The sequence below is a fragment of the Blastococcus sp. HT6-4 genome (assembly GCF_039679125.1).
Classification (GTDB): Bacteria; Actinomycetota; Actinomycetes; order Mycobacteriales; family Geodermatophilaceae; genus Blastococcus; species Blastococcus montanus.
Genome location: NZ_CP155551.1, coordinates 655,342 through 672,194, shown reverse-complemented (window position 1 = coordinate 672,194; position 16,853 = coordinate 655,342). Strand labels below are relative to the sequence as shown.

17 protein-coding genes and 1 tRNA gene are annotated in these 16,853 nt (G+C 74.8%); 10 read left to right on the top strand and 8 right to left on the bottom strand.

Going from position 1 to position 16,853, the window contains the following annotated elements; all coding sequences use genetic code 11:
* Window positions 1-123 precede the first annotated feature (123 nt).
* A complete protein-coding gene (locus ABDB74_RS03205; protein WP_346621692.1) occupies window positions 124-1,047 on the top strand; it encodes a DUF559 domain-containing protein in 924 nt (307 codons plus the stop codon).
* Between the two features lie 89 nt (window positions 1,048-1,136).
* Here ABDB74_RS03205 and rsmI read toward each other — a convergent pair whose 3' ends face one another.
* On the bottom strand, window positions 1,137-1,976 hold the full coding sequence (gene rsmI / locus ABDB74_RS03200; RefSeq protein ID WP_346621690.1) for a 16S rRNA (cytidine(1402)-2'-O)-methyltransferase: 840 nt from the start codon (window positions 1,974-1,976) through the stop codon (window positions 1,137-1,139).
* Window positions 1,977-2,029: 53 nt separating this feature from the next.
* Here rsmI and ABDB74_RS03195 point away from each other — a divergent pair, with 53 nt between their 5' ends.
* Window positions 2,030-3,571, top strand: a complete 1,542-nt coding sequence (locus ABDB74_RS03195; RefSeq protein WP_346621689.1) for a phospholipid carrier-dependent glycosyltransferase — start codon at window positions 2,030-2,032, stop codon at window positions 3,569-3,571.
* A 145-nt stretch (window positions 3,572-3,716) separates the two neighbouring features.
* Here the strand turns inward: ABDB74_RS03195 and ABDB74_RS03190 are convergent, their stop codons facing one another.
* Window positions 3,717-3,944, bottom strand: a complete 228-nt coding sequence (locus tag ABDB74_RS03190) for a DUF4396 domain-containing protein (RefSeq protein WP_346621687.1) — start codon at window positions 3,942-3,944, stop codon at window positions 3,717-3,719.
* A gap of 218 nt (window positions 3,945-4,162) precedes the next feature.
* Between ABDB74_RS03190 and ABDB74_RS03185 the strand changes: the two genes are divergently transcribed.
* The gene (locus ABDB74_RS03185) at window positions 4,163-5,098 is read left to right on the top strand and encodes a ScbA/BarX family gamma-butyrolactone biosynthesis protein (RefSeq protein ID WP_346621686.1); all 936 of its coding nucleotides are present in this window, start codon (window positions 4,163-4,165) and stop codon (window positions 5,096-5,098) included.
* 3 nt (window positions 5,099-5,101) lie between these two features.
* Here ABDB74_RS03185 and ABDB74_RS03180 read toward each other — a convergent pair whose 3' ends face one another.
* The 6 genes from ABDB74_RS03180 to galU all read right to left on the bottom strand — a co-directional run bounded on the left by ABDB74_RS03180 (window position 5,102) and on the right by galU (window position 9,946).
* On the bottom strand, window positions 5,102-5,746 hold the full coding sequence (locus tag ABDB74_RS03180) for a ScbR family autoregulator-binding transcription factor (RefSeq protein ID WP_346621685.1): 645 nt from the start codon (window positions 5,744-5,746) through the stop codon (window positions 5,102-5,104).
* A gap of 136 nt (window positions 5,747-5,882) precedes the next feature.
* Window positions 5,883-5,959 (bottom strand) — tRNA-Ala (locus ABDB74_RS03175).
* Between the two features lie 81 nt (window positions 5,960-6,040).
* Complete coding sequence (locus ABDB74_RS03170; protein ID WP_346621684.1) at window positions 6,041-6,739, bottom strand: hypothetical protein; 699 nt, start codon at window positions 6,737-6,739, stop codon at window positions 6,041-6,043.
* Window positions 6,740-6,930: 191 nt separating this feature from the next.
* Window positions 6,931-7,563: a GNAT family protein gene (locus ABDB74_RS03165; protein WP_346621682.1), complete on the bottom strand. Its 633-nt coding sequence runs from the start codon at window positions 7,561-7,563 to the stop codon at window positions 6,931-6,933.
* Window positions 7,564-7,575: 12 nt separating this feature from the next.
* Complete coding sequence (gene glp / locus ABDB74_RS03160) at window positions 7,576-8,991, bottom strand: gephyrin-like molybdotransferase Glp (protein ID WP_346623848.1); 1,416 nt, start codon at window positions 8,989-8,991, stop codon at window positions 7,576-7,578.
* A gap of 34 nt (window positions 8,992-9,025) precedes the next feature.
* Window positions 9,026-9,946: a UTP--glucose-1-phosphate uridylyltransferase GalU gene (galU, locus tag ABDB74_RS03155; RefSeq protein WP_346621680.1), complete on the bottom strand. Its 921-nt coding sequence runs from the start codon at window positions 9,944-9,946 to the stop codon at window positions 9,026-9,028.
* A gap of 26 nt (window positions 9,947-9,972) precedes the next feature.
* Between galU and ABDB74_RS03150 the strand changes: the two genes are divergently transcribed.
* The 7 genes from ABDB74_RS03150 to cpaB all read left to right on the top strand — a co-directional run bounded on the left by ABDB74_RS03150 (window position 9,973) and on the right by cpaB (window position 16,808).
* Window positions 9,973-10,614 carry a 5-formyltetrahydrofolate cyclo-ligase gene (locus ABDB74_RS03150; RefSeq protein ID WP_346621679.1) on the top strand — a complete coding sequence of 214 codons (642 nt, stop codon included), beginning with the start codon at window positions 9,973-9,975 and terminating at the stop codon, window positions 10,612-10,614.
* Window positions 10,611-11,948 (top strand): SLC13 family permease, encoded by a 1,338-nt coding sequence (locus tag ABDB74_RS03145; RefSeq protein ID WP_346621678.1) that lies wholly within the window; start codon window positions 10,611-10,613, stop codon window positions 11,946-11,948. The genes ABDB74_RS03150 and ABDB74_RS03145 overlap by 4 nt, the downstream gene beginning before the upstream one ends.
* Before the next feature lie 83 nt (window positions 11,949-12,031).
* Window positions 12,032-13,246, top strand: a complete 1,215-nt coding sequence (locus tag ABDB74_RS03140) for a CoA transferase (RefSeq protein ID WP_346621677.1) — start codon at window positions 12,032-12,034, stop codon at window positions 13,244-13,246.
* The gene (locus ABDB74_RS03135; protein WP_346621675.1) at window positions 13,243-14,772 is read left to right on the top strand and encodes a carboxyl transferase domain-containing protein; all 1,530 of its coding nucleotides are present in this window, start codon (window positions 13,243-13,245) and stop codon (window positions 14,770-14,772) included. The genes ABDB74_RS03140 and ABDB74_RS03135 overlap by 4 nt, the downstream gene beginning before the upstream one ends.
* 115 nt (window positions 14,773-14,887) lie before the next feature.
* A complete protein-coding gene (locus tag ABDB74_RS03130) occupies window positions 14,888-15,607 on the top strand; it encodes an AAA family ATPase (RefSeq protein ID WP_346621674.1) in 720 nt (239 codons plus the stop codon).
* 131 nt (window positions 15,608-15,738) lie between these two features.
* Window positions 15,739-16,080, top strand: a complete 342-nt coding sequence (locus ABDB74_RS03125; protein ID WP_346621673.1) for an FmdB family zinc ribbon protein — start codon at window positions 15,739-15,741, stop codon at window positions 16,078-16,080.
* A 98-nt stretch (window positions 16,081-16,178) separates the two neighbouring features.
* On the top strand, window positions 16,179-16,808 hold the full coding sequence (gene cpaB / locus ABDB74_RS03120) for a Flp pilus assembly protein CpaB (protein ID WP_346621671.1): 630 nt from the start codon (window positions 16,179-16,181) through the stop codon (window positions 16,806-16,808).
* The last annotated feature ends 45 nt before the right edge of the window (window positions 16,809-16,853 follow it).

Below are 16,853 nucleotides of genomic sequence, written 5' to 3'. Positions count from 1 at the left end.
TGCCCCCGTATCCATAGGCATAGCTTCCTATGCCGCCCGCCCTCCTTGGCGGCCAAGCCCCGCGTTGTCCACAGATTGCGTCATCGCGACCGAGCGAGGGATCGAACCGGCGAAGCTTCGCTCATGGGTTGGCGGCAGGTCATCGGCGACACGGTGCGCGACCACGGCGGGTTGGCCACGCGCCAGCAGTTGCTCGAACGCGTTCCACGCCAGGTGCTCGACAACTACATCGGCCGCCGTCACCTTGTCCGGGTCTTTCCCAGGGTCTACCGGCTGCGGGACGGCGGCGAGGACGACGGGACCACCCTGCGGGCGGCGCTCATGCACGCCGGGCCGGTCGCGGCGCTGAGCCACACGACCGCACTGGCTGTGTGGGGACTGCGCCCGCTCCACCGGCCGCTCCACCTGACAGTGGACCAGAGCATCAAGAGGGCCGGAGCACCTGACCTGCTGGTACACCGACGGCTCGGCTTCGACCCTGAGTCCGCTCAGTGCGTGCAGCGACGCGGTCTCCTCATCACGGCACTACCCCGGACGGTCATCGACTCGTGGCCCTTGCTGCCGCCTGTTGAACGTCGTCCACTGGCTCTGGACCTGAGCAATCGTGGGCTGGTCACTGCGAAGCACCTGGCCGAGGCGCTTGCCGAGCGCCCGAACGTTGCCGGCCGGCGCGGGCTGCGGCAGACCATCGACCTCATCGCCGACGGCTGCCGGAGCGAGCTCGAGGCCCACGGCGTCCTCAACGTCTTCCGCCACCACTCGCTGCCGTCGAGCACCGGCCAGTACCAGGTGCAGCTACCCACACGCCGGATCAGGCTGGACCGGGCATGGCCGGAGGTGAGGCTGGCTGTGGAGTTGGACGGCGCACACCATCACACCTCGCCCGCGGATCGGCGCAGGGACCTTGCCCGTGACCGGGAGCTCGCCGCACTCGGCTGGGTCGTCCTCCGCTTCACGTACGCCGACGTGCTCCGCGACCCCGAGGGCGTGCGGGCCAAGGTGCTCGAGGTCTACCGCGCCCGCCTCGAGCAGCTGCGAGTGAGCTGACGGGTCGCGCAGGCATAGGAACCTATGCATACGGATCAGGGGCGAAAACTGCAGGCAAAGCCTCCTATGCCTCACCACCGGCGGCGGGCTCAGCGGGACTTGGCGGCGACGACGGCGTCGTAGACGGTGCGGCGCGGGAGGCCCGTGCGCTCCATGACCGCCCGGATGGCGTCCTTGCGGGTTGCGCCCGCCGCCTCCTCCGCGGCGACCTCGGCCGCGAGCTCCGCCGGTGTCAGCTCCACGGCCCGCTCCGGCGCGCCGGCCACCACGAGGGTGATCTCGCCGCGCACACCGTCGGCGGCCCAGGCGGCCAGCTCGGCGAGCCCGCCACGGCGGACCTCCTCGTGGGTCTTGGTCAGCTCGCGGCAGACCGCGGCCGGCCGGTCGTCCCCGAGCACGGACGCCGCGTCGGCCAGCGCATCGGCCAGCCGGTGCGGCGACTCGAAGAACACCATCGTGCGGCGCTCGTCGGCCAGCCCGGCGAACCGCGACCGCCGCTCACCGCCCTTGCGCGGCAGGAAGCCCTCGAAGCAGAAGCGGTCCACCGGCAGGCCCGAGACCGCCAGCGCCGTGGTCACCGCCGACGGCCCCGGCACCGAGGTCACCTCGACGCCGGCGTCGATCGCGGCCCGCACGAGCGTGTACCCGGGGTCGGAGACCGACGGCATCCCGGCGTCGGTGAGCAGCAGCACCGTCCGGCCCTCGGCCAGCGCGACCATCAGCCCAGGCAGCCGCGCGCGCTCCACCGACTCGTGGAAGGTGACCACGCGACCGGTCAGCGTCACCTCGAGGTCGGTGGCGAGGCGATGCAGGCGGCGGGTGTCCTCGACCGCCAGGACGTCGGCCGACGCCATCGCCGCGCGCAGCCGCGGCCCGACGTCCCCGGGCTGCCCCAGGGGCGCCCCACCCAGCACCAGCCGTCCGCTCACGCCGACGAGCCTGTCACGACCGCGCGGGCGGGTGCGCCACCTACCCTGACCGCATGGCGGTGCTGGCACCCGAGCGGGCGGACCAGGACCCGCGGGACCCCGCGCACCGGCACTCCCGGCCGGCTCCGCGGGCGCGCCGCCGGCGCCCGCCACGGCCCCGCCGGGACGTCGTCCGGCTGCCCGACGACCGCCGGACGGCGTGGATCATCGCCGCCGTCCTCGGAGCGCTGGCCCTCGCCACCCGGCTGTGGGGGCTCGCCTACCCCCGGGAGCTGCTGTTCGACGAGGCGTACTACCCGCCCCAGGCGGAGGAGCTGCTCACCTGGGGCCACGAGTACAACCGCGGATACACGTTCATCGTCCACCCGCCGCTGGGCAAGTGGCTGATCGCCGCCGGCGAGGGGCTGTTCGGCTACGACTCGTTCGGCTGGCGGTTCCCGTCGGCGGTGGCCGGTTCGGTCGCCGTCGTCGTCCTCTTCCGGCTGGCCCGCCGGTTGACCGGATCGACCCTGGTCGGGCTGTTCGCCGGGGTCCTGCTGCTCGTCGACGGCTTCGCGTTCACGCTCTCCCGCATCGGCCTGCTCGACGTCTTCCTGCAGGTCTTCGTGCTGGGCGCGGTCGCGTGCCTGGTGGTGGACCGGGACGTGGTGCGGGCGCGGGTGCGCACGGCGCGCCCGGTCCCCGTCCACGGGTTCCGGCTGGGCCCCCGCGGATGGCGGATCGCGGCCGGCTTCCTGTTCGGCTGCGCCTGCGCGGTGAAGTGGAGCGGGATCTGGTTCCTGGCCTTCTTCGCGATCCTGTCGCTGTTCTGGGACCGGGCGACCTGGCGCGAGGCCGGCGTGCCCGGGCCCACCGGGACGACGGTGCGCCGCGGCCTCCCGGGGGCGCTGTGGGCGCTGGCCGCCGTTCCCGTGCTCACCTACCTCGCGAGCTTCACCGGCTGGTTCCTCGGGGAGACCTCGCAGGGCAGGGCATGGGCGCAGCAGAACCCCGACACCGCGTTCCCGTGGATCCCGGACGCGCTGCGGTCGCTGTGGCACCAGCACGCCGAGTGGCTGCGGTTCCACAGCGAGCTGTCGAGCCCGCACCCGTGGGAGTCCGGGCCGTGGTCGTGGCTGGTGAACGGGCGGCCGATCCTGCTCTGGAACCCGCAGGGCCTCACCGACTCCGCGGGCGAGCAGGTGGTCCGGTACATCCTCATGGTCGGGACGCCGACGCTGTGGCTGGCGTTCGCCCCGGCGGCGCTGTGGCTGCTCTGGCGGATCGGCGCGCGACGGGATCCGGCCGCGCTGACGGTGGCAGTCGGGATCGCCGCGGGCTGGCTGACCTGGTTCGTGGACGCGGACCGGACGATGTTCATGTTCTACGTGGCGCCGGCGCTGCCGTTCTTCGTGCTCGCCGTCGCCCTGGTCCTGCAGGACGTCGTCGGCCCCCCGGACGCCGCCGCCGGCCGCCGCCGGCTGGGCCTGGCGGCGGCCTGCGGCTACGTGGCGGTCGTGGCGGCCACCTTCGTCTTCTTCTGGCCCGTGCTCACCGGCCAGCCGCTCTCGCACGGGGAATGGCTCGACCGCATGTGGTTCGCCTCCTGGTTCTGACCGTCGAGCCGGGGCCGGGCGCGAAGTCCCGCCCCCGGCGGACGGCTCAGTGGTACCGGTGGACGACGGGCGTGCACCAGGCCGCGGCCGATCAGCGCGCGGTTGACCGGCACGGTGACCAGGAAGGCGACCGCCAGCGCGAAGGTCAGCGCACCCCGAACAGCGGTGACGCCGGTCCGGCCGCCAGAGCGATCTGCACCGCGGCCCGCAGCGGCAGCCCCGAGCGCAGGACCGGCGCGATCGTCAGCGAGTAGCCGAAGAGGAACGCCAGCGCGATGGTGGCGCCGTCGGACCAGCCGAGCGCGGTACCGATGACCATCCCCCACACCTCCCCGATGGCGCAGCCGGTGAGGCAGTGCAGCGTGGCGCTCACGGCCAGCCTGGTCGGGACGCGGCCGGCCGGGGCTCCGTGGTGGTCTCCCTCGCCCGCGCCGGGCGGGTGCGGACCGGGGTCGCTCACCCTCCGCACCCAGGGACGCCGTGCGTCTGCCGGCCCCGTACCGACGTGGTCTGGCTCACACTGCACCCACGACACCGGACCCCCTTCGGTGGGCGGCGCCGGTCCCGCGAGGCGAGCACGGGAGAGACGCCATGACCCGGACCACCCCACCGGCCCGGCCGGACCACGACGCACCGGCGGGCGGCCACGCGCCCCGCACCGGCCGGGCGAACTGGTCGGCCGTCGACCGCGAGCTGGTGCACAAGCGGGCCGCCGCCGAGGTGCTGGTGACCGGTCTGGCCTCGGTCGACCCCCAGCTCGTGGCGGTGGCGGCGCGGTGGCCGGGCGACCACCGGCTCTACGACCGGCGCCCCGGCACGGCCGGGCACCTGCTGCTGCTCGTGGAGAGCATCCGCCAGGCGGGCCTCTGCACCGCGCACCGGCACCTCGGCGTCCCGCTGGGCGAGCAGTTCATCTTCCACCGCATCGCCACCCGGCTGGCCGCTCCGGTGGCCGACCTCCGGGCCACGGAGCCCACGCGCACCGTGACCCTCCTCGAGCCGGCGCCCCGGTACCGAGCGGGCCGCCCGTCGGGGGCGGCGCTGACCGTGGAGGTCTGGTGCGGGTCGACCCGGTGGGCCACCGCCGAAGCGCACTTCTCCTGCGCTCCCCTCCCGGCCTACCAGCGGCTCCGCGCGGCCGCACGGACGCGTCCGGCCGCCACCGGGGGACGCGTCCCGGGCCCCCGGGACGCCGGCGTCACGGGTCGCACCGACGGGGTGGTCCGGTCACGCCTGCTGGTCGACCGCACCGATCCGACGTTCTTCGACCACGAGGTCGACCACCTCCCCGGCATGCTGCTCATCGACGCCGCGCTGCGGGCCGCGGCCGCCCGGACCGACCTCGTGGGCCCCGGACCCCGGCTGTCGGGCATCGACATCGCGTTCGGCCGGTTCGCCGAACTGGGCACCGCCACGTGGGTGGGGACCGAGCCCGCGGACGGGGCCGCGGACCGGCCGGCGGTGGACGTCACGATCAGCCAGGCGGCCGGGCCGGTCGCCCGGGGCCGCGTCGTCGCCGCGACGTAGCGGTCAGACCAGGGGTACGGGCCGCAACTGCGGGAGCACCAGCGCCCAGAAGGCGTCGAGCCGGCCGACGAGGTCCCGCCGGGCACTGAGCTCCTGCGAGACCTGCTGCATGCCGAAGAAGCTCGCCACGATCACCTGCGCGGTGCCCACCGGGTCGGCCTGGGGGTTGATCTGGGCACGCTGCTGCCCATCGGTGATCAGCTGGGTGAGTGCGTTCTGCCAGCCCACGTAGGGCTGCGGCAGCTTCGCCAGCGCCTCGGGCGGCAGCTCGCTCATCAGCCGCTTGGACGCCCGCACGACAGGATCCCGGGCGAACTGCTCCCCCGCCACGTACGTCATCGCCACCAGGGCGTCGAGCGCGTCGTCGTGCGCACCCAGCACCTCGCGCAGCATCACCGGCCAGGTCTCGAACATCTGGAGGACGACCGCGACCGCGACGCTCTCCTTGGAGGCGAAGTGCCAGTAGAGGGCGCCCTTGGTCATGCCGGTGCCCGCGACGATGTCGCTCAGCGATGTCGCGGCGTACCCGCGCTCGCCGAACTCGCGGGCGGCGACCTCGATGATCAGCTGCCGGGTGGCGGCGCTGTCGCCGGCTCGGCCACGCGCACGCGGCGACCCTGCCGGGGCGTCCACCGGTGCCTTCGCCATGGATCCGCCTCCTCGTGGGGCGCCGTGCGCCGCTTCGCCCGGGCAGCGTAGCGGGCCAAGGTACCCCAGTGCCCCGATCGACGCACCAACGACAACGCCGCCGGGGAACGATCCCCGGCGGCGCCGACCGCTGTGCTGGTGGAGCTGAGGGGATTTGAACCCCTGACCCCCTCGATGCGAACGAGGTGCGCTACCGGTCTGCGCCACAGCCCCAAGTGCTGCGAGAGAGACTACCGCCCGGCTCCTCCGACCTCGCCACCGGGGCGGGGCCGGAGGAGCCGCGTGACCGACCGGTCAGGCGTTGGCCACCCGTGCCGGCTGGTACTCGTCGATGTCGGCGAACCCGATGTCGTCGTCGTCCAGTCCGACGACGGCGCTGTTCTGCCAGCCGGCGGGTGCCGGCTTCCGCGCGGCCACGACCCGCCCCGGACGCAACGTGTGCACCGGGGCCAGCGGGACGCTGGGGTGCGGCAGGCTCGGCAGCGCCTCCTGCGCGACGGTCTCGTGGGTCACGGCAGGCGGTGCGGTCCGCTCGGCCGGCGCGGGGCGGGCGACCGGGCGGGCCCGCATCGATGCCCGCGCCGCGGCGCGGGCGGCCCGGCGGGCGGCCAGCCGCTCACGGCGCGCGACCTTGCGCAGCACCAGCACGTAGCCCACGGTCGCGACGGTGAACAGCCCCTGGGCGATCCACAGCCACGGCGTCAGCACCAGCGCGGCCACGAGCGAGGCCAGCGTCAGCACCACGAGACCGCCCAGCACCCGACGGCGCAGCGCGTGCACGTCCACCTTCAGCTCACCGGAGGTGCGCAGCACCTCGCGGTCGATGGAGACCCGCTCGGTCTCCGCGTACCGCCCCGGGTCCACCGCGCGGCGTCGCTGCAGCGTCCGACCCGAGTCGGCTGATCCCACCCGGCCGTCCTGCGCGTCGCCGCGGGTCACCACCATGGGCACCAGCACGACGAACCACAGCACGACCAGAGCGGCCAAGAGCACGCCCGATCCCATTCCGAACACCACCTGTCACATGAGTCACTCGCCCGGCGAGGTTATGCAGGGGCGGCGGCCGGATGCGGGAGGCGCGCGGCGTGTCGCTGATGTGTTGTGGGACCGGTGTGACGGGAGACGGCGTGTCGCCCCGGGCCACCCGCGCGGCCGCCGGCCCCCGTGCTATGTCGGCGAGCCGATCAGTCGACAGGTCGCCCCGGCGACATCTGCCGCCAGCGCGCCAGCACACCCCCGGGGAGGTCCTCGGCGAGCAGCGCGTACGACAGGTGGTCGCGCCAGTCGCCGTCGATGTCGAGGTAGCGGCGCAGCAACCCCTCCTGCTGGAACCCCAGCCGCTGCACGAGGCGCTGACTGGGCAGGTTCTCCGGCCGGATGTCGGCCTGCAGCCGGTGCAGCCCACCGGGCCCGAACGCGTGGTCGCACACCAGCGCCACGGCCAGCGACGCGACGCCGCGCCCGGCGACCGACCGGTCGATCCAGTAGCCGAGGTACCCGGCCCGCAGCGCGCCGCGCGCGATGTTGTCCACGGTGACCTGACCGGCCAGCCGGCCCTCGACGCGGACGGCGAACGGCAGCGAGATCCCCGTGCGCGCCCGGCGGGCCACCATCCGCCGCATCGCCCGGTACGCCGCCGGCGTGTGCCGCGCCGGCCAGGGCACGGCCGCCGTCGGCTCCCACGGACGCAGCCAGTCCTCGTTGGCCAGCCGCAGCGCGCTCCACTCCACCGCGTCGCGGCGGCGCAACGGGTGGAGCTCGACCGGGCCCCACGCCAGTCGCGCAGGCCAGCCGGGGTGCAGCAGGGGGTCGGTCACGGCACCGGCGGGTCAGCCGCCGAGCAGCAGCGGCATGACGGTGACCAGCCCGCCCGCGGCCACCTCGGTGACGTCCTCGTCGACGACGATCAGGCAGTTCGCCCGGGCCATCCGCGCGAGCAGCGCGTCGGTGGCCTCGCCCACCGGCTCGACGACGTAGCCGCCGTCGGGGTGGCGCATGACGGTGCCGTGCAGGTACTGGCGGTAGCCCAGCGGCGAGAGCAACTGCTGCCCGGCGATGGCCTGGACCGTCCGCCGGAACAGCTGCCGCTTGCCCAGCATCAGCCGGATCGCGGGCCGGACGAACACCTCGAACGAGACGAGGGCCGCCACCGGCTCCCCCGGCACGCAGATGACCGGCACGCCGTCCCGGCCCAGCCGGCCGAAGCCCTGCGCCGGCCCGGGATGCATCGCCACCTGACGGAACCGCATCTCGCCGAGCCCGGCGAGCGCCTCCTGCACCAGGTCGAACCCGCCGCTGGCGAAGGTGCCCGAGACGAGCACCAGGTCGCTGCGGAGCAGCTGGCTCTCCAGCACCTCGGTCAGCCGCCGCTGGTCGGTGGGCAGGATGCCCCACCGGTAGGCGTCCGCGCCGGCGTCCCGGGCGGCCGCGGCGAGCGCGTAGCTGTTGACGTCGACCATCTGGCCCGGCGACGGAGTGGCGGTGACGTCGACCAGCTCGCTCCCCGCGCTCAGCACGACGACCCTCGGCCGGGGGCGGACGAGGACCCGTTCCCGGCCCACCGCGGCGAGCAGGCTGATCTGGGCGGGGCCGATCGGGGTCCCGACCTGCACCGCCGGGTCGCCGGGGGCGACGTCGTCCCCGGTCAGCCGGACGTAGGCACCGGCCGGGGGGGCGGCCTGGACCGCGACCCGGGCCACCCCCTGGTCGGTCCAGACGGCGGGGACGACGACGTCCGCGCCGGCCGGCAGCATCGCCCCGGCGGCGAGCTTGAGCGCCAGCCCGGGGCCGATCGACGACGGTGCACCCGCGCCGGCCACGCTCTCCCCCACCACCGCCAGCTCCACCGGCTCCTGCACGGTGGCGGACGCGATGTCGTCGGCCCGTGCGGCGTAGCCGTCGAGCCCCGCCTGGTCGAAGGCGGGCAGCGCCCGCTGGCTGACGACCTCCTCGGCGCAGAGCAGCCCCTGCGCGTCGAGCACGGCCAGCTCGATCGGGTCGGGCTGCGGAACGGCGGACAGGATCTCGTCCAGGTGCCGCTCCACCGTGCGCACCTGCGGCGAGGCGTCGGAGCGGCCGTCGGCCGGCAGCGGCACGGGGCCGGTGACCGCGGGGGCCTGCGTGGCCGGGGCGCCGCCCGGCCCGGTCGGACGAGGTGGCGCCATGGGCATGTCGACCTGGGCGGTGTCCCGGTTTCCCCGGAACGCTCCACCCACGCCGTTGTCGCTGCCGTTCTGCCCGGACATTCTCACCGCCCGATCGTGCCCCCGCGGGCGCCGGTCAGGACGGCGACGCGCCCTCCGCGGGCAGCTCGGTGACGAAGTCGCGCAGCCAGGCGCGCAGCGGCGGGCCGAGGTCGTCACGCTCGACGGCCAGCCGGACGACCGCCTTGAGGTAGTCGAGCTTGTCGCCGGTGTCGTAGCGGCGGCCACGGAAGACCACGCCGTGGACGGGCTCGCCGCGCTCCACGAGGGTGGCCAGCGCGTCGGTCAGCTGGATCTCCCCGCCACGACCGGGCGCGGTCTCCCGCAGCACGTCGAAGATTCCCGGCGCGAGCACGTAGCGGCCGATGATGGCCAGGCTGCTGGGGGCCTCGTCGACCGGCGGCTTCTCGACCAGGCCGGTGATCGCGACGACGTCGGTGCCGTCGGCGGTGGGCTCGACGGCGACGGCGCCGTACTTGTCGATGTTCTCCCGCCCGACGTCGAGCAGCGCCACGACCGAGCCGCCGTGCTCGGCCTGGACGGCGAGCATCTGCTCGAGCAGGTGGTCGCGGGCGTCGATGAGGTCGTCGCCGAGCAGCACCGCGAACGGCTCGTCACCGACGAAGGCGGCCGCCTGGAGCACCGCGTGCCCCAGGCCCTGCGCCTCACCCTGACGGACGAAGTGCACCTGCGCGACGTCGGTGGACTCGTGCACGGCGGCGAGCCGCGAGGCGTCGCCCTTCTTCTCCAGGGCGGCCTCGAGCTCGGGCGTGCGGTCGAAGTAGTCCTCGATCGCCGCCTTGTTGCGCCCGGTCACCATGAGCACCTCGGGCAGGCCGGCCCGGGCGGCCTCCTCGACGATGTACTGCAGCGCCGGCCGGTCCACCACCGGCAGCAGCTCCTTGGGGACGGCCTTGGTCGCCGGCAGGAATCGGGTACCCATGCCGGCGACGGGGATGACCGCCTTCCGGGTCGGGCGCGCGTTGGAGATCGACATGCGGGCAGCCTAGCTAGCCTGCGCGGATGGGCACGGCGAGCGATGCCGCGAGCGGCAAGGGCCGGCTGCGCGAGGAGCTGCTGCGACGCCGCGCGGCCCGCTCCCCGGCTGAGCGCGCGTCGGCGGCCACCAGGGTGGCCGGGGCGCTGTCGGCAGGGGTGGCCGGCGCCCCGACGGTCGCCGCCTTCGTGCCCGACGAGACCGAGCCGGGGCACGGCCTCCTTCCCGGCGCCCTCACCCGGGACGGCGCCCGCCTGCTGCTGCCGGTCGTGCCCGCCCGCGGGCGCGAGCTGGACTGGGCCGAGCACGCCGGCGAGCTGGCCCCCGGCCGGTTCGGCCTCCTGGAACCGGTGGGGGCGCGGCTGGGAGCCGGCGCGCTCGGGGCGGCCGACGTCGTCGTCGTCCCCGCGACGGCCGTCTCCCGCACCGGGGCACGGCTGGGCCGCGGCGCCGGCTACTACGACCGGGCGCTCCGGCACGCCCGGCCCGGGGCGGTGCTGGTCGCCGTCGTGTTCGACGACGAGCTCCTCGACTCGCTGCCCACCGAGCCGCACGACGTACCCATGACGGCGGTGGTCACGCCGTCCGGCGGATGGCAGGCGCTACCCGCCGGTCACTGGGACAGTGAACGCGCTTCGTCCCCCCAGACGCCGTGGGAGCACCCGTGACCCCTGAGATCGTCACCATCCTGGCGCTGGTCGTGATCTTCGCGATCGCCACCTTCCTGCCGATCAACATGGGGGCGCTGGCGTTCGTCGCCGCCTTCGTCGTCGGCACCCTGTCGGTGGGGCTGACGACCGACGACATCATCACCGGCTTCCCCGCCGGGCTCGTGCTGACGCTGATCGGCGTCACCTACCTGTTCGCGATCGCGCAGAACAACGGCACCGTCGACCTGCTGGTCAGGGGCGCGGTCAGGATGGTCGGCGGCCACGTGGCGGCCATCCCCTGGATCATGTTCTTCGTCACGGCCGTCCTCACCGCCATCGGCGCACTGTCTCCGGCGGCGGTGGCGATCATCGCGCCGATCGCGCTGACCTTCGCCGCCCGCCACGAGATCAGCCCGCTGCTGATGGGGATGATGGTCATCCACGGCGCCCAGGGCGGCGGCTTCTCCCCGATCAGCGTCTACGGCGTCACGGTCAACACGATCGTCGAGGGCGAGGGCCTGCCCAGCAGCCCGCTGGCGGTCTTCCTCGGTGCGCTCTTCTTCAACATCGCCATCGCGCTCGTCCTGTTCTTCGCCCTGGGCGGCAGCAAGCTGATCGGCCGCAAGGTGGCCGCGGCGCCGGTCCCGCACACCGAGCACGCCCACGGCACGCTGGTCCGCGGCCACGGCGCGGCGCCCGGTCCCGCCGTCGGCGGGGACGACGACGAGCACATCCACCCCGACCGCCCGGAACCCGTCCGCTTCGAGCAGATCCTCACCCTCGTCGGGCTCGTCGTGGTCGCCGTCCTGGCGCTGGCCTTCGACCTCGACATCGGGTTCGTCGCGATCACCGTCGCCGTCGTCCTCGCGCTGTTCTCCGCGCAGCAGCACAAGGGGGCGGTCACCCAGATCAGCTGGTCGACGATCCTGCTGATCGCCGGTGTGCTGACGTTCGTGTTCGTCCTCCAGGAGGCCGGCACGATCGACTATGTCGGCGACGCGGTCATCGGGCTCGGCGTGCCGCTGGTCATCGCCCTCCTGCTGGCCTACATCGGCGGCGTGGTGTCGGCCTTCGCCTCGTCGACGGCGATCATCGGCGTGGCGATCCTGCTCGCGGTGCCGTTCCTCGAGGCCGGGCAGATCAGCGCCGTGGGCGTGGTGGTCGCCCTGTCCGTGGCCTCGACCATCGTCGACGTCAGCCCGTTCTCCACGAACGGCGCGCTGGTCCTGGCCAACGCGCAGGACGTCGACCGCGACCGCTTCTACAAGCAGATCCTGGGATACGCCGCGATCGTCGTGGCCGTCGGACCGCTGCTCGCGTGGCTGGTGTTCGTCGTTCCCGGCTGGCTGTGACCGACACTGGCCACGGATAGCTCAGCGCTGAGACACTTTCCGGGTGCCGCCACCTCGGCCGGCACCGAGCGAGGGAGACTGCCATGCCCGGACCACTGGACGGCGTCCTCGTCGTCGACCTGACCCGCGCCCTCGCCGGGCCGCACGCCGCGATGATGCTGGGTGATCTCGGCGCCCGCGTGATCAAGGTGGAGAGCCCCGGCAGCGGTGACGACACCCGCGGCTGGGGGCCGCCGTTCGTGCAGCCGGCCGGGGGTGGCGGGGCGGGTGGAGACACGGGGGCGGACCGGGAGTCGACGTACTTCCTGGCCGCGAACCGCAACAAGGAGTCGATCACCCTCGACCTGAAGGACGACGGCGACAAGGCGGTGCTGACCGAGCTGCTCCGGCGGGCCGACGTGCTGCTGGAGAACTTCCGCCCCGGCACGCTGGCGCGGCTCGGCTTCGGCACCGACGTCCTCGCCGAGCTGAACCCGCGGCTGGTCACCCTGGCGATCAGCGGCTTCGGCCACGACGGTCCCGAGGGCGGGCGTGCGGGCTACGACCAGATCGCGCAGGGCGAGGCCGGTCTCATGTCCCTGACCGGGCCCGGCCCCGAGGACCCGCAGCGGGTGGGCGTGCCGATCGGCGACCTGCTGGCCGGCATGTACGGCGCCTACGGCGTCCTCGCCGCACTCATGGAGCGCGAGCGGACCGGGCGGGGCCAGGTGGTGCGCACCTCGCTGCTGGCCGCGATCGTCGGCGTGCACGCCTTCCAGGGGACGGCGTGGACGGTCGCCGGGAAGGTCGGCTCCGCACAGGGCAACCACCACCCCTCGATCGCGCCCTACGGGTTGTTCCACTGCAAGGACGGGAGCGTGCAGCTCTCCTGCGGCTCGGAGTCGCTGTGGCGGAAGCTGTGCGCCGAGTTCGGTCTCCACCCCGACGCACCGGGATTCGCGACCAACGGCGAGCGGGTGGACCGCCGCCAGGAGGTCATCGAGCTGCTCGAGGGCGCGTTCGCCGACATCGCCCCCGAGGACCTGCTGGCCCGGCTGGCCGCGGCCGGCATCCCCGCGGGGAAGGTGCGCACGATCGACGAGGTCTACGGCTGGGACCAGACGCTCTCCCAGGGCCTGCTGGTCGACGTCGACCACGCCACCCTCGGCCGCCTGCAGCTGCCCGGCCCGCCGCTGCGGTTCTTCGCACCGGGTCCGGACGGCGAGACCGAGACCACCCGCCGGCAGCACGCCGCTCCCCCGGTGCTCGGTGCCGACGGCGACGCCATCCGCGCCTGGCTCGACGGATCGTCCTCGTGACCGGCAAGCCCGCCCGCCTCGACGCCCGGTCGCTGCGCGACCTGGTCCTGGACCCCGGTTCGTGGCAGTCCTGGGACTCGCCGGTCGTCCGCCCCGACGTGTCGGAGAACTACGCGCGCGAGCTGGCGGCGGCCGAGGAGAAGTCGCGGCAGGACGAGGCGATCATCACCGGCGAGGGGCGGCTGCGCGGTCGGCGGGTCGCCGTCGTCGCCGGTGAGTTCGGCTTCCTGGCCGGGTCGATCGGCGTCGCCGCCGCCGAGCGGCTGATCGCCGCGGTGGAGCGGGCGACCGACGAGGGGCTGCCGCTGCTGGCCGCCCCGGTGTCCGGCGGGACCCGCATGCAGGAAGGCACCGTCGCGTTCCTGCAGATGATCGGCATCACCGCCGCCATCGCCCGGCACAAGGAGGCCGGGCTGCCGTACCTCGTCTACCTCCGCAACCCCACGTTCGGCGGCGTGCTCGCCTCCTGGGGCTCGCTCGGCCACGTCACCATCGCCGAGCCGGGCGCATCGATCGGGTTCCTCGGCCCGCGGGTGTTCGAGGCGCTCTACGGCGAGCCGTTCCCCGAGGGCGTCCAGACCGCCGAGCACCTGGCCGACCGTGGGCTGATCGACGCCGTCGTCCCGCACGAGGAGGTCGCCGATCTCGCCGACCGCGCCCTGCGCGTGCTGGCCGCCCGCCAGACCTGGCACACGGACGTGCGCGGAGCGGAGCGCCCGGCCCCCGAGGACGGCACGGACGCCGACGACCCCGAGGACGGGCGCACCGCCTGGGACGTCGTCACCGCGTCCCGCCGCACCGACCGGCCCGGTGTGCGGCGGCTGCTGCGCACCGCGGCGACCGACGTCGTCGGCCTGTCGGGCACCGGGGCCGGCGAGAAGGACCCCGGGCTGCTGCTGGCGCTGGCCCGCTTCGGCGGAGCACCGTGCGTCGTGCTCGGGCAGGACCGGCGCGGCCAGTCGATGTCGGCGCCCCTCGGCCCGGCGGCGCTGCGCGAGGCCCGCCGCGGCATGCACCTGGCCGAGGAGCTGCGGCTGCCGCTGGTGACGCTGATCGACACCCCCGGGGCGGCGCTGTCCCGGGAGGCCGAGGAGGGCGGGCTGGCCGGGGAGATCGCCCGCTGCCTGCACGACCTCGTGGTGCTGAAGGCCCCGACGCTGGCGGTGCTGCTCGGGCAGGGCACCGGCGGTGGCGCCCTGGCCCTGGTGCCGGCCGACCGGGTGCTCGCCGCCGCCAACGGCTGGCTCGGGCCCCTGCCGCCGGAAGGCGCCTCGGCGATCGTCCACCGGACCGTCGACCGGGCCGACGAGATGGCCGCGGAGCAGGGCGTGCGCGCCACCGAGCTCTGGCGGGCCGGCATCGTCGATCGCGTCGTCCCCGAGCGGCCGGACGCCGCCGACGAGCCGGCCGAGTTCTGCCTCCGGCTGGGCCGGGTGCTGGGCGAGGAGCTGGCCGGGTTGCTCGGCCGCGACGACACCGAGCGCTTCCGCACCCGGCTGCACCGGTACCGCAACCTCGGCCGCTGAGTCGCTTCGACGATCAGGTTCCCTGATCGTCGGGGGTCCTCCCGCACGGTGGACGCCGAGGGAGGACACCGCACCGTGAGGGAGGACCGTCGGACCGGTCGGCCAGGATCGCGGTGTGGACCGCCGACCCGTGCGCCGACTGAAGCCGGACCCGGGTGCGCCCCCGCACCCGGCCGACCTGTGGCCGGCCACGGTGCCCGCGGTCGCCCAGATCCTGCGCGAAGGACTGGAGCTGGGCCCCGGTGCGACGGTGTTGGTGGGTGAGAACGGCTCTGGGAAGTCGACCGTGCTGGAGGTCTTCGCCGCCGCGCTCGGGCTCAACCCGGAGGGTGGGTCCGCAGGTGCCCGCCACGTCACCCGCGCCAGCGAGCCCGGGTCGCTGGATCTGATCGTCGAGCGCAGCCCGGGCGGGAACCGGTGGGCCTACTTCCTGCGCGACGAGACGCTGCACGGGCTCTACAGCTATCTGGAGGAGAACCGGAACGAGCACCGCCCCGATCCGCTCTTCCACGAGCTCTCGCACGGCGAGGCGTTCCTGACGCTGCTGGGCGACCGTGCCCGCGGGGCGGGGCTGTACGTCCTGGACGAGCCGGATGCGGCGCTCTCCTTCACCGCCACGCTGTCGCTGGTGGCCCTGATCGGTGACCTCACCGCGCGCGGCGCGCAGGTCGTCCTCGCCACCCACTCGCCCGTGCTCGCCGCCCTCCCCGGGGCCCGACTGCTGGAGGTGGGGGCGTGGGGGCTGCGCGAGGCTCGATGGGCCGACCTGGAGCTCACCGCGAGCTGGCGGCAGTTCCTGGACGATCCGCGGTCCTTCCTCCGCCACCTGCAGTGACACCCACCGTGGAGGTGACACTGGCCGCAGGCACGTGGACGGACCGTGGCGACATGGCGCATCATTGGCAGTCGCCGGGTGCGAGTGCCAGCCCGGCGCCCCACCTCCGCTCGACCAGGGAGAGCCACGCCGTGCCCACGTACCAGTACGCCTGCACCAACGCCGAGGGCAAGCACGAGTTCGAGGTCGTGCAGTCCTTCAGCGACGCGCCGGTGAGCGAGTGCCCCGAGTGCGGCGCCCCTGTGCGCAAGGTCTACGGCTCGGTCGGCGTCGTCTTCAAGGGCTCGGGCTTCTACCGCACCGACAGCCGGAAGAGCAGCTCGGCGTCCGAGACCGCGGGCAGCTCGTCGAACGGCAGCAGCAACTCGTCGTCGGCCCCCGCCAAGGAGAGCTCCTCGAGCTCGACCTCCAGCGCCTCGACGCCCTCCTCCGGCACCGGCGGCGGGGTCAAGGCCGCCAAGGCCGCCGACTGACGACCCCGGGCTGAGCCCCGCCCTCCACAGGCGGAGCCCTCCTCCACAGCTCCCGCCGGCGCCCGCCGGACCCTGCCCGGCCCGGGCAGGGTCGGCGCATGCCCCGCCTGCGCCTCCCTCGGTCGCCGCTGCTCCTCGCGCGGCGGGCCACCGCCGCCGCCCTGCTCGCGCTCGCCGTGGCGCTGGCCCTGCGGCCCGCCCCGGCCCCGGCCGACGGGCAGCCGGCGGCCACCTCCCCGGTGGTCGTCGCCGCGGCGGACCTCCCCGCGGGGACGACCCTGACCGCCGAGCACCTCGTGGTCGTGCCGCTGCCCCGCGCCGCGGTCCCGGCGGGGGTGGTCGACGCGCCCCACCTGCTCCGGCACCGGGTCCTCGCCGGCGCCGTCCGGCGGGGCGAGCCGCTCAGCGACGCACGGCTGGTCGGTCCGGGGCTCACGTCCGCGCTGCCGGACGGTCAGGTCGCGGCGCCGGTACGCCTGGCCGATCTGGCGGTGGCCCGGCTCGTGCGCGCGGGTGACCGGGTCGACGTCCTGGCGACCGGCACCGGCACGGGCACCGCGGAGCGGGTGGCCGCCGGCGCCCTGGTCCTGGCCGCCCCGGGGCAGGACGGCGGCGACGACGCCCCGGGCGCCGGCCTGCTGCTGCTGGCCGTGGACGCCGGCACCGCCGCCCGGCTGGCGGCGGCCTCGGCCGGCGCCACGCTCACCGTGAGCCTGCCCCCGCCCTGACGCCGACGTGCCGAACGGCACTGCGCTCCGTCCGCGCGGAGGTCG

Excerpts from the sequence above, each read along its gene's own strand:
- glp (WP_346623848.1), bottom strand. The coding sequence starts at position 8,991 with ATGTCCGGGCAGAACGGCAGCGACAACGGCGTGGGTGGAGCGTTCCGG.
- ABDB74_RS03140 (WP_346621677.1), top strand. The coding sequence starts at position 12,032 with ATGCCCGGACCACTGGACGGCGTCCTCGTCGTCGACCTGACCCGCGCC.
- cpaB (WP_346621671.1), top strand. The coding sequence starts at position 16,179 with ATGCCCCGCCTGCGCCTCCCTCGGTCGCCGCTGCTCCTCGCGCGGCGG.
- galU (WP_346621680.1), bottom strand. The coding sequence starts at position 9,946 with ATGTCGATCTCCAACGCGCGCCCGACCCGGAAGGCGGTCATCCCCGTC.
- ABDB74_RS03185 (WP_346621686.1), top strand. The coding sequence starts at position 4,163 with ATGACCCGGACCACCCCACCGGCCCGGCCGGACCACGACGCACCGGCG.
- ABDB74_RS03205 (WP_346621692.1), top strand. The coding sequence starts at position 124 with ATGGGTTGGCGGCAGGTCATCGGCGACACGGTGCGCGACCACGGCGGG.
- ABDB74_RS03180 (WP_346621685.1), bottom strand. The coding sequence starts at position 5,746 with ATGGCGAAGGCACCGGTGGACGCCCCGGCAGGGTCGCCGCGTGCGCGT.
- ABDB74_RS03195 (WP_346621689.1), top strand. The coding sequence starts at position 2,030 with ATGGCGGTGCTGGCACCCGAGCGGGCGGACCAGGACCCGCGGGACCCC.
- ABDB74_RS03150 (WP_346621679.1), top strand. The coding sequence starts at position 9,973 with ATGGGCACGGCGAGCGATGCCGCGAGCGGCAAGGGCCGGCTGCGCGAG.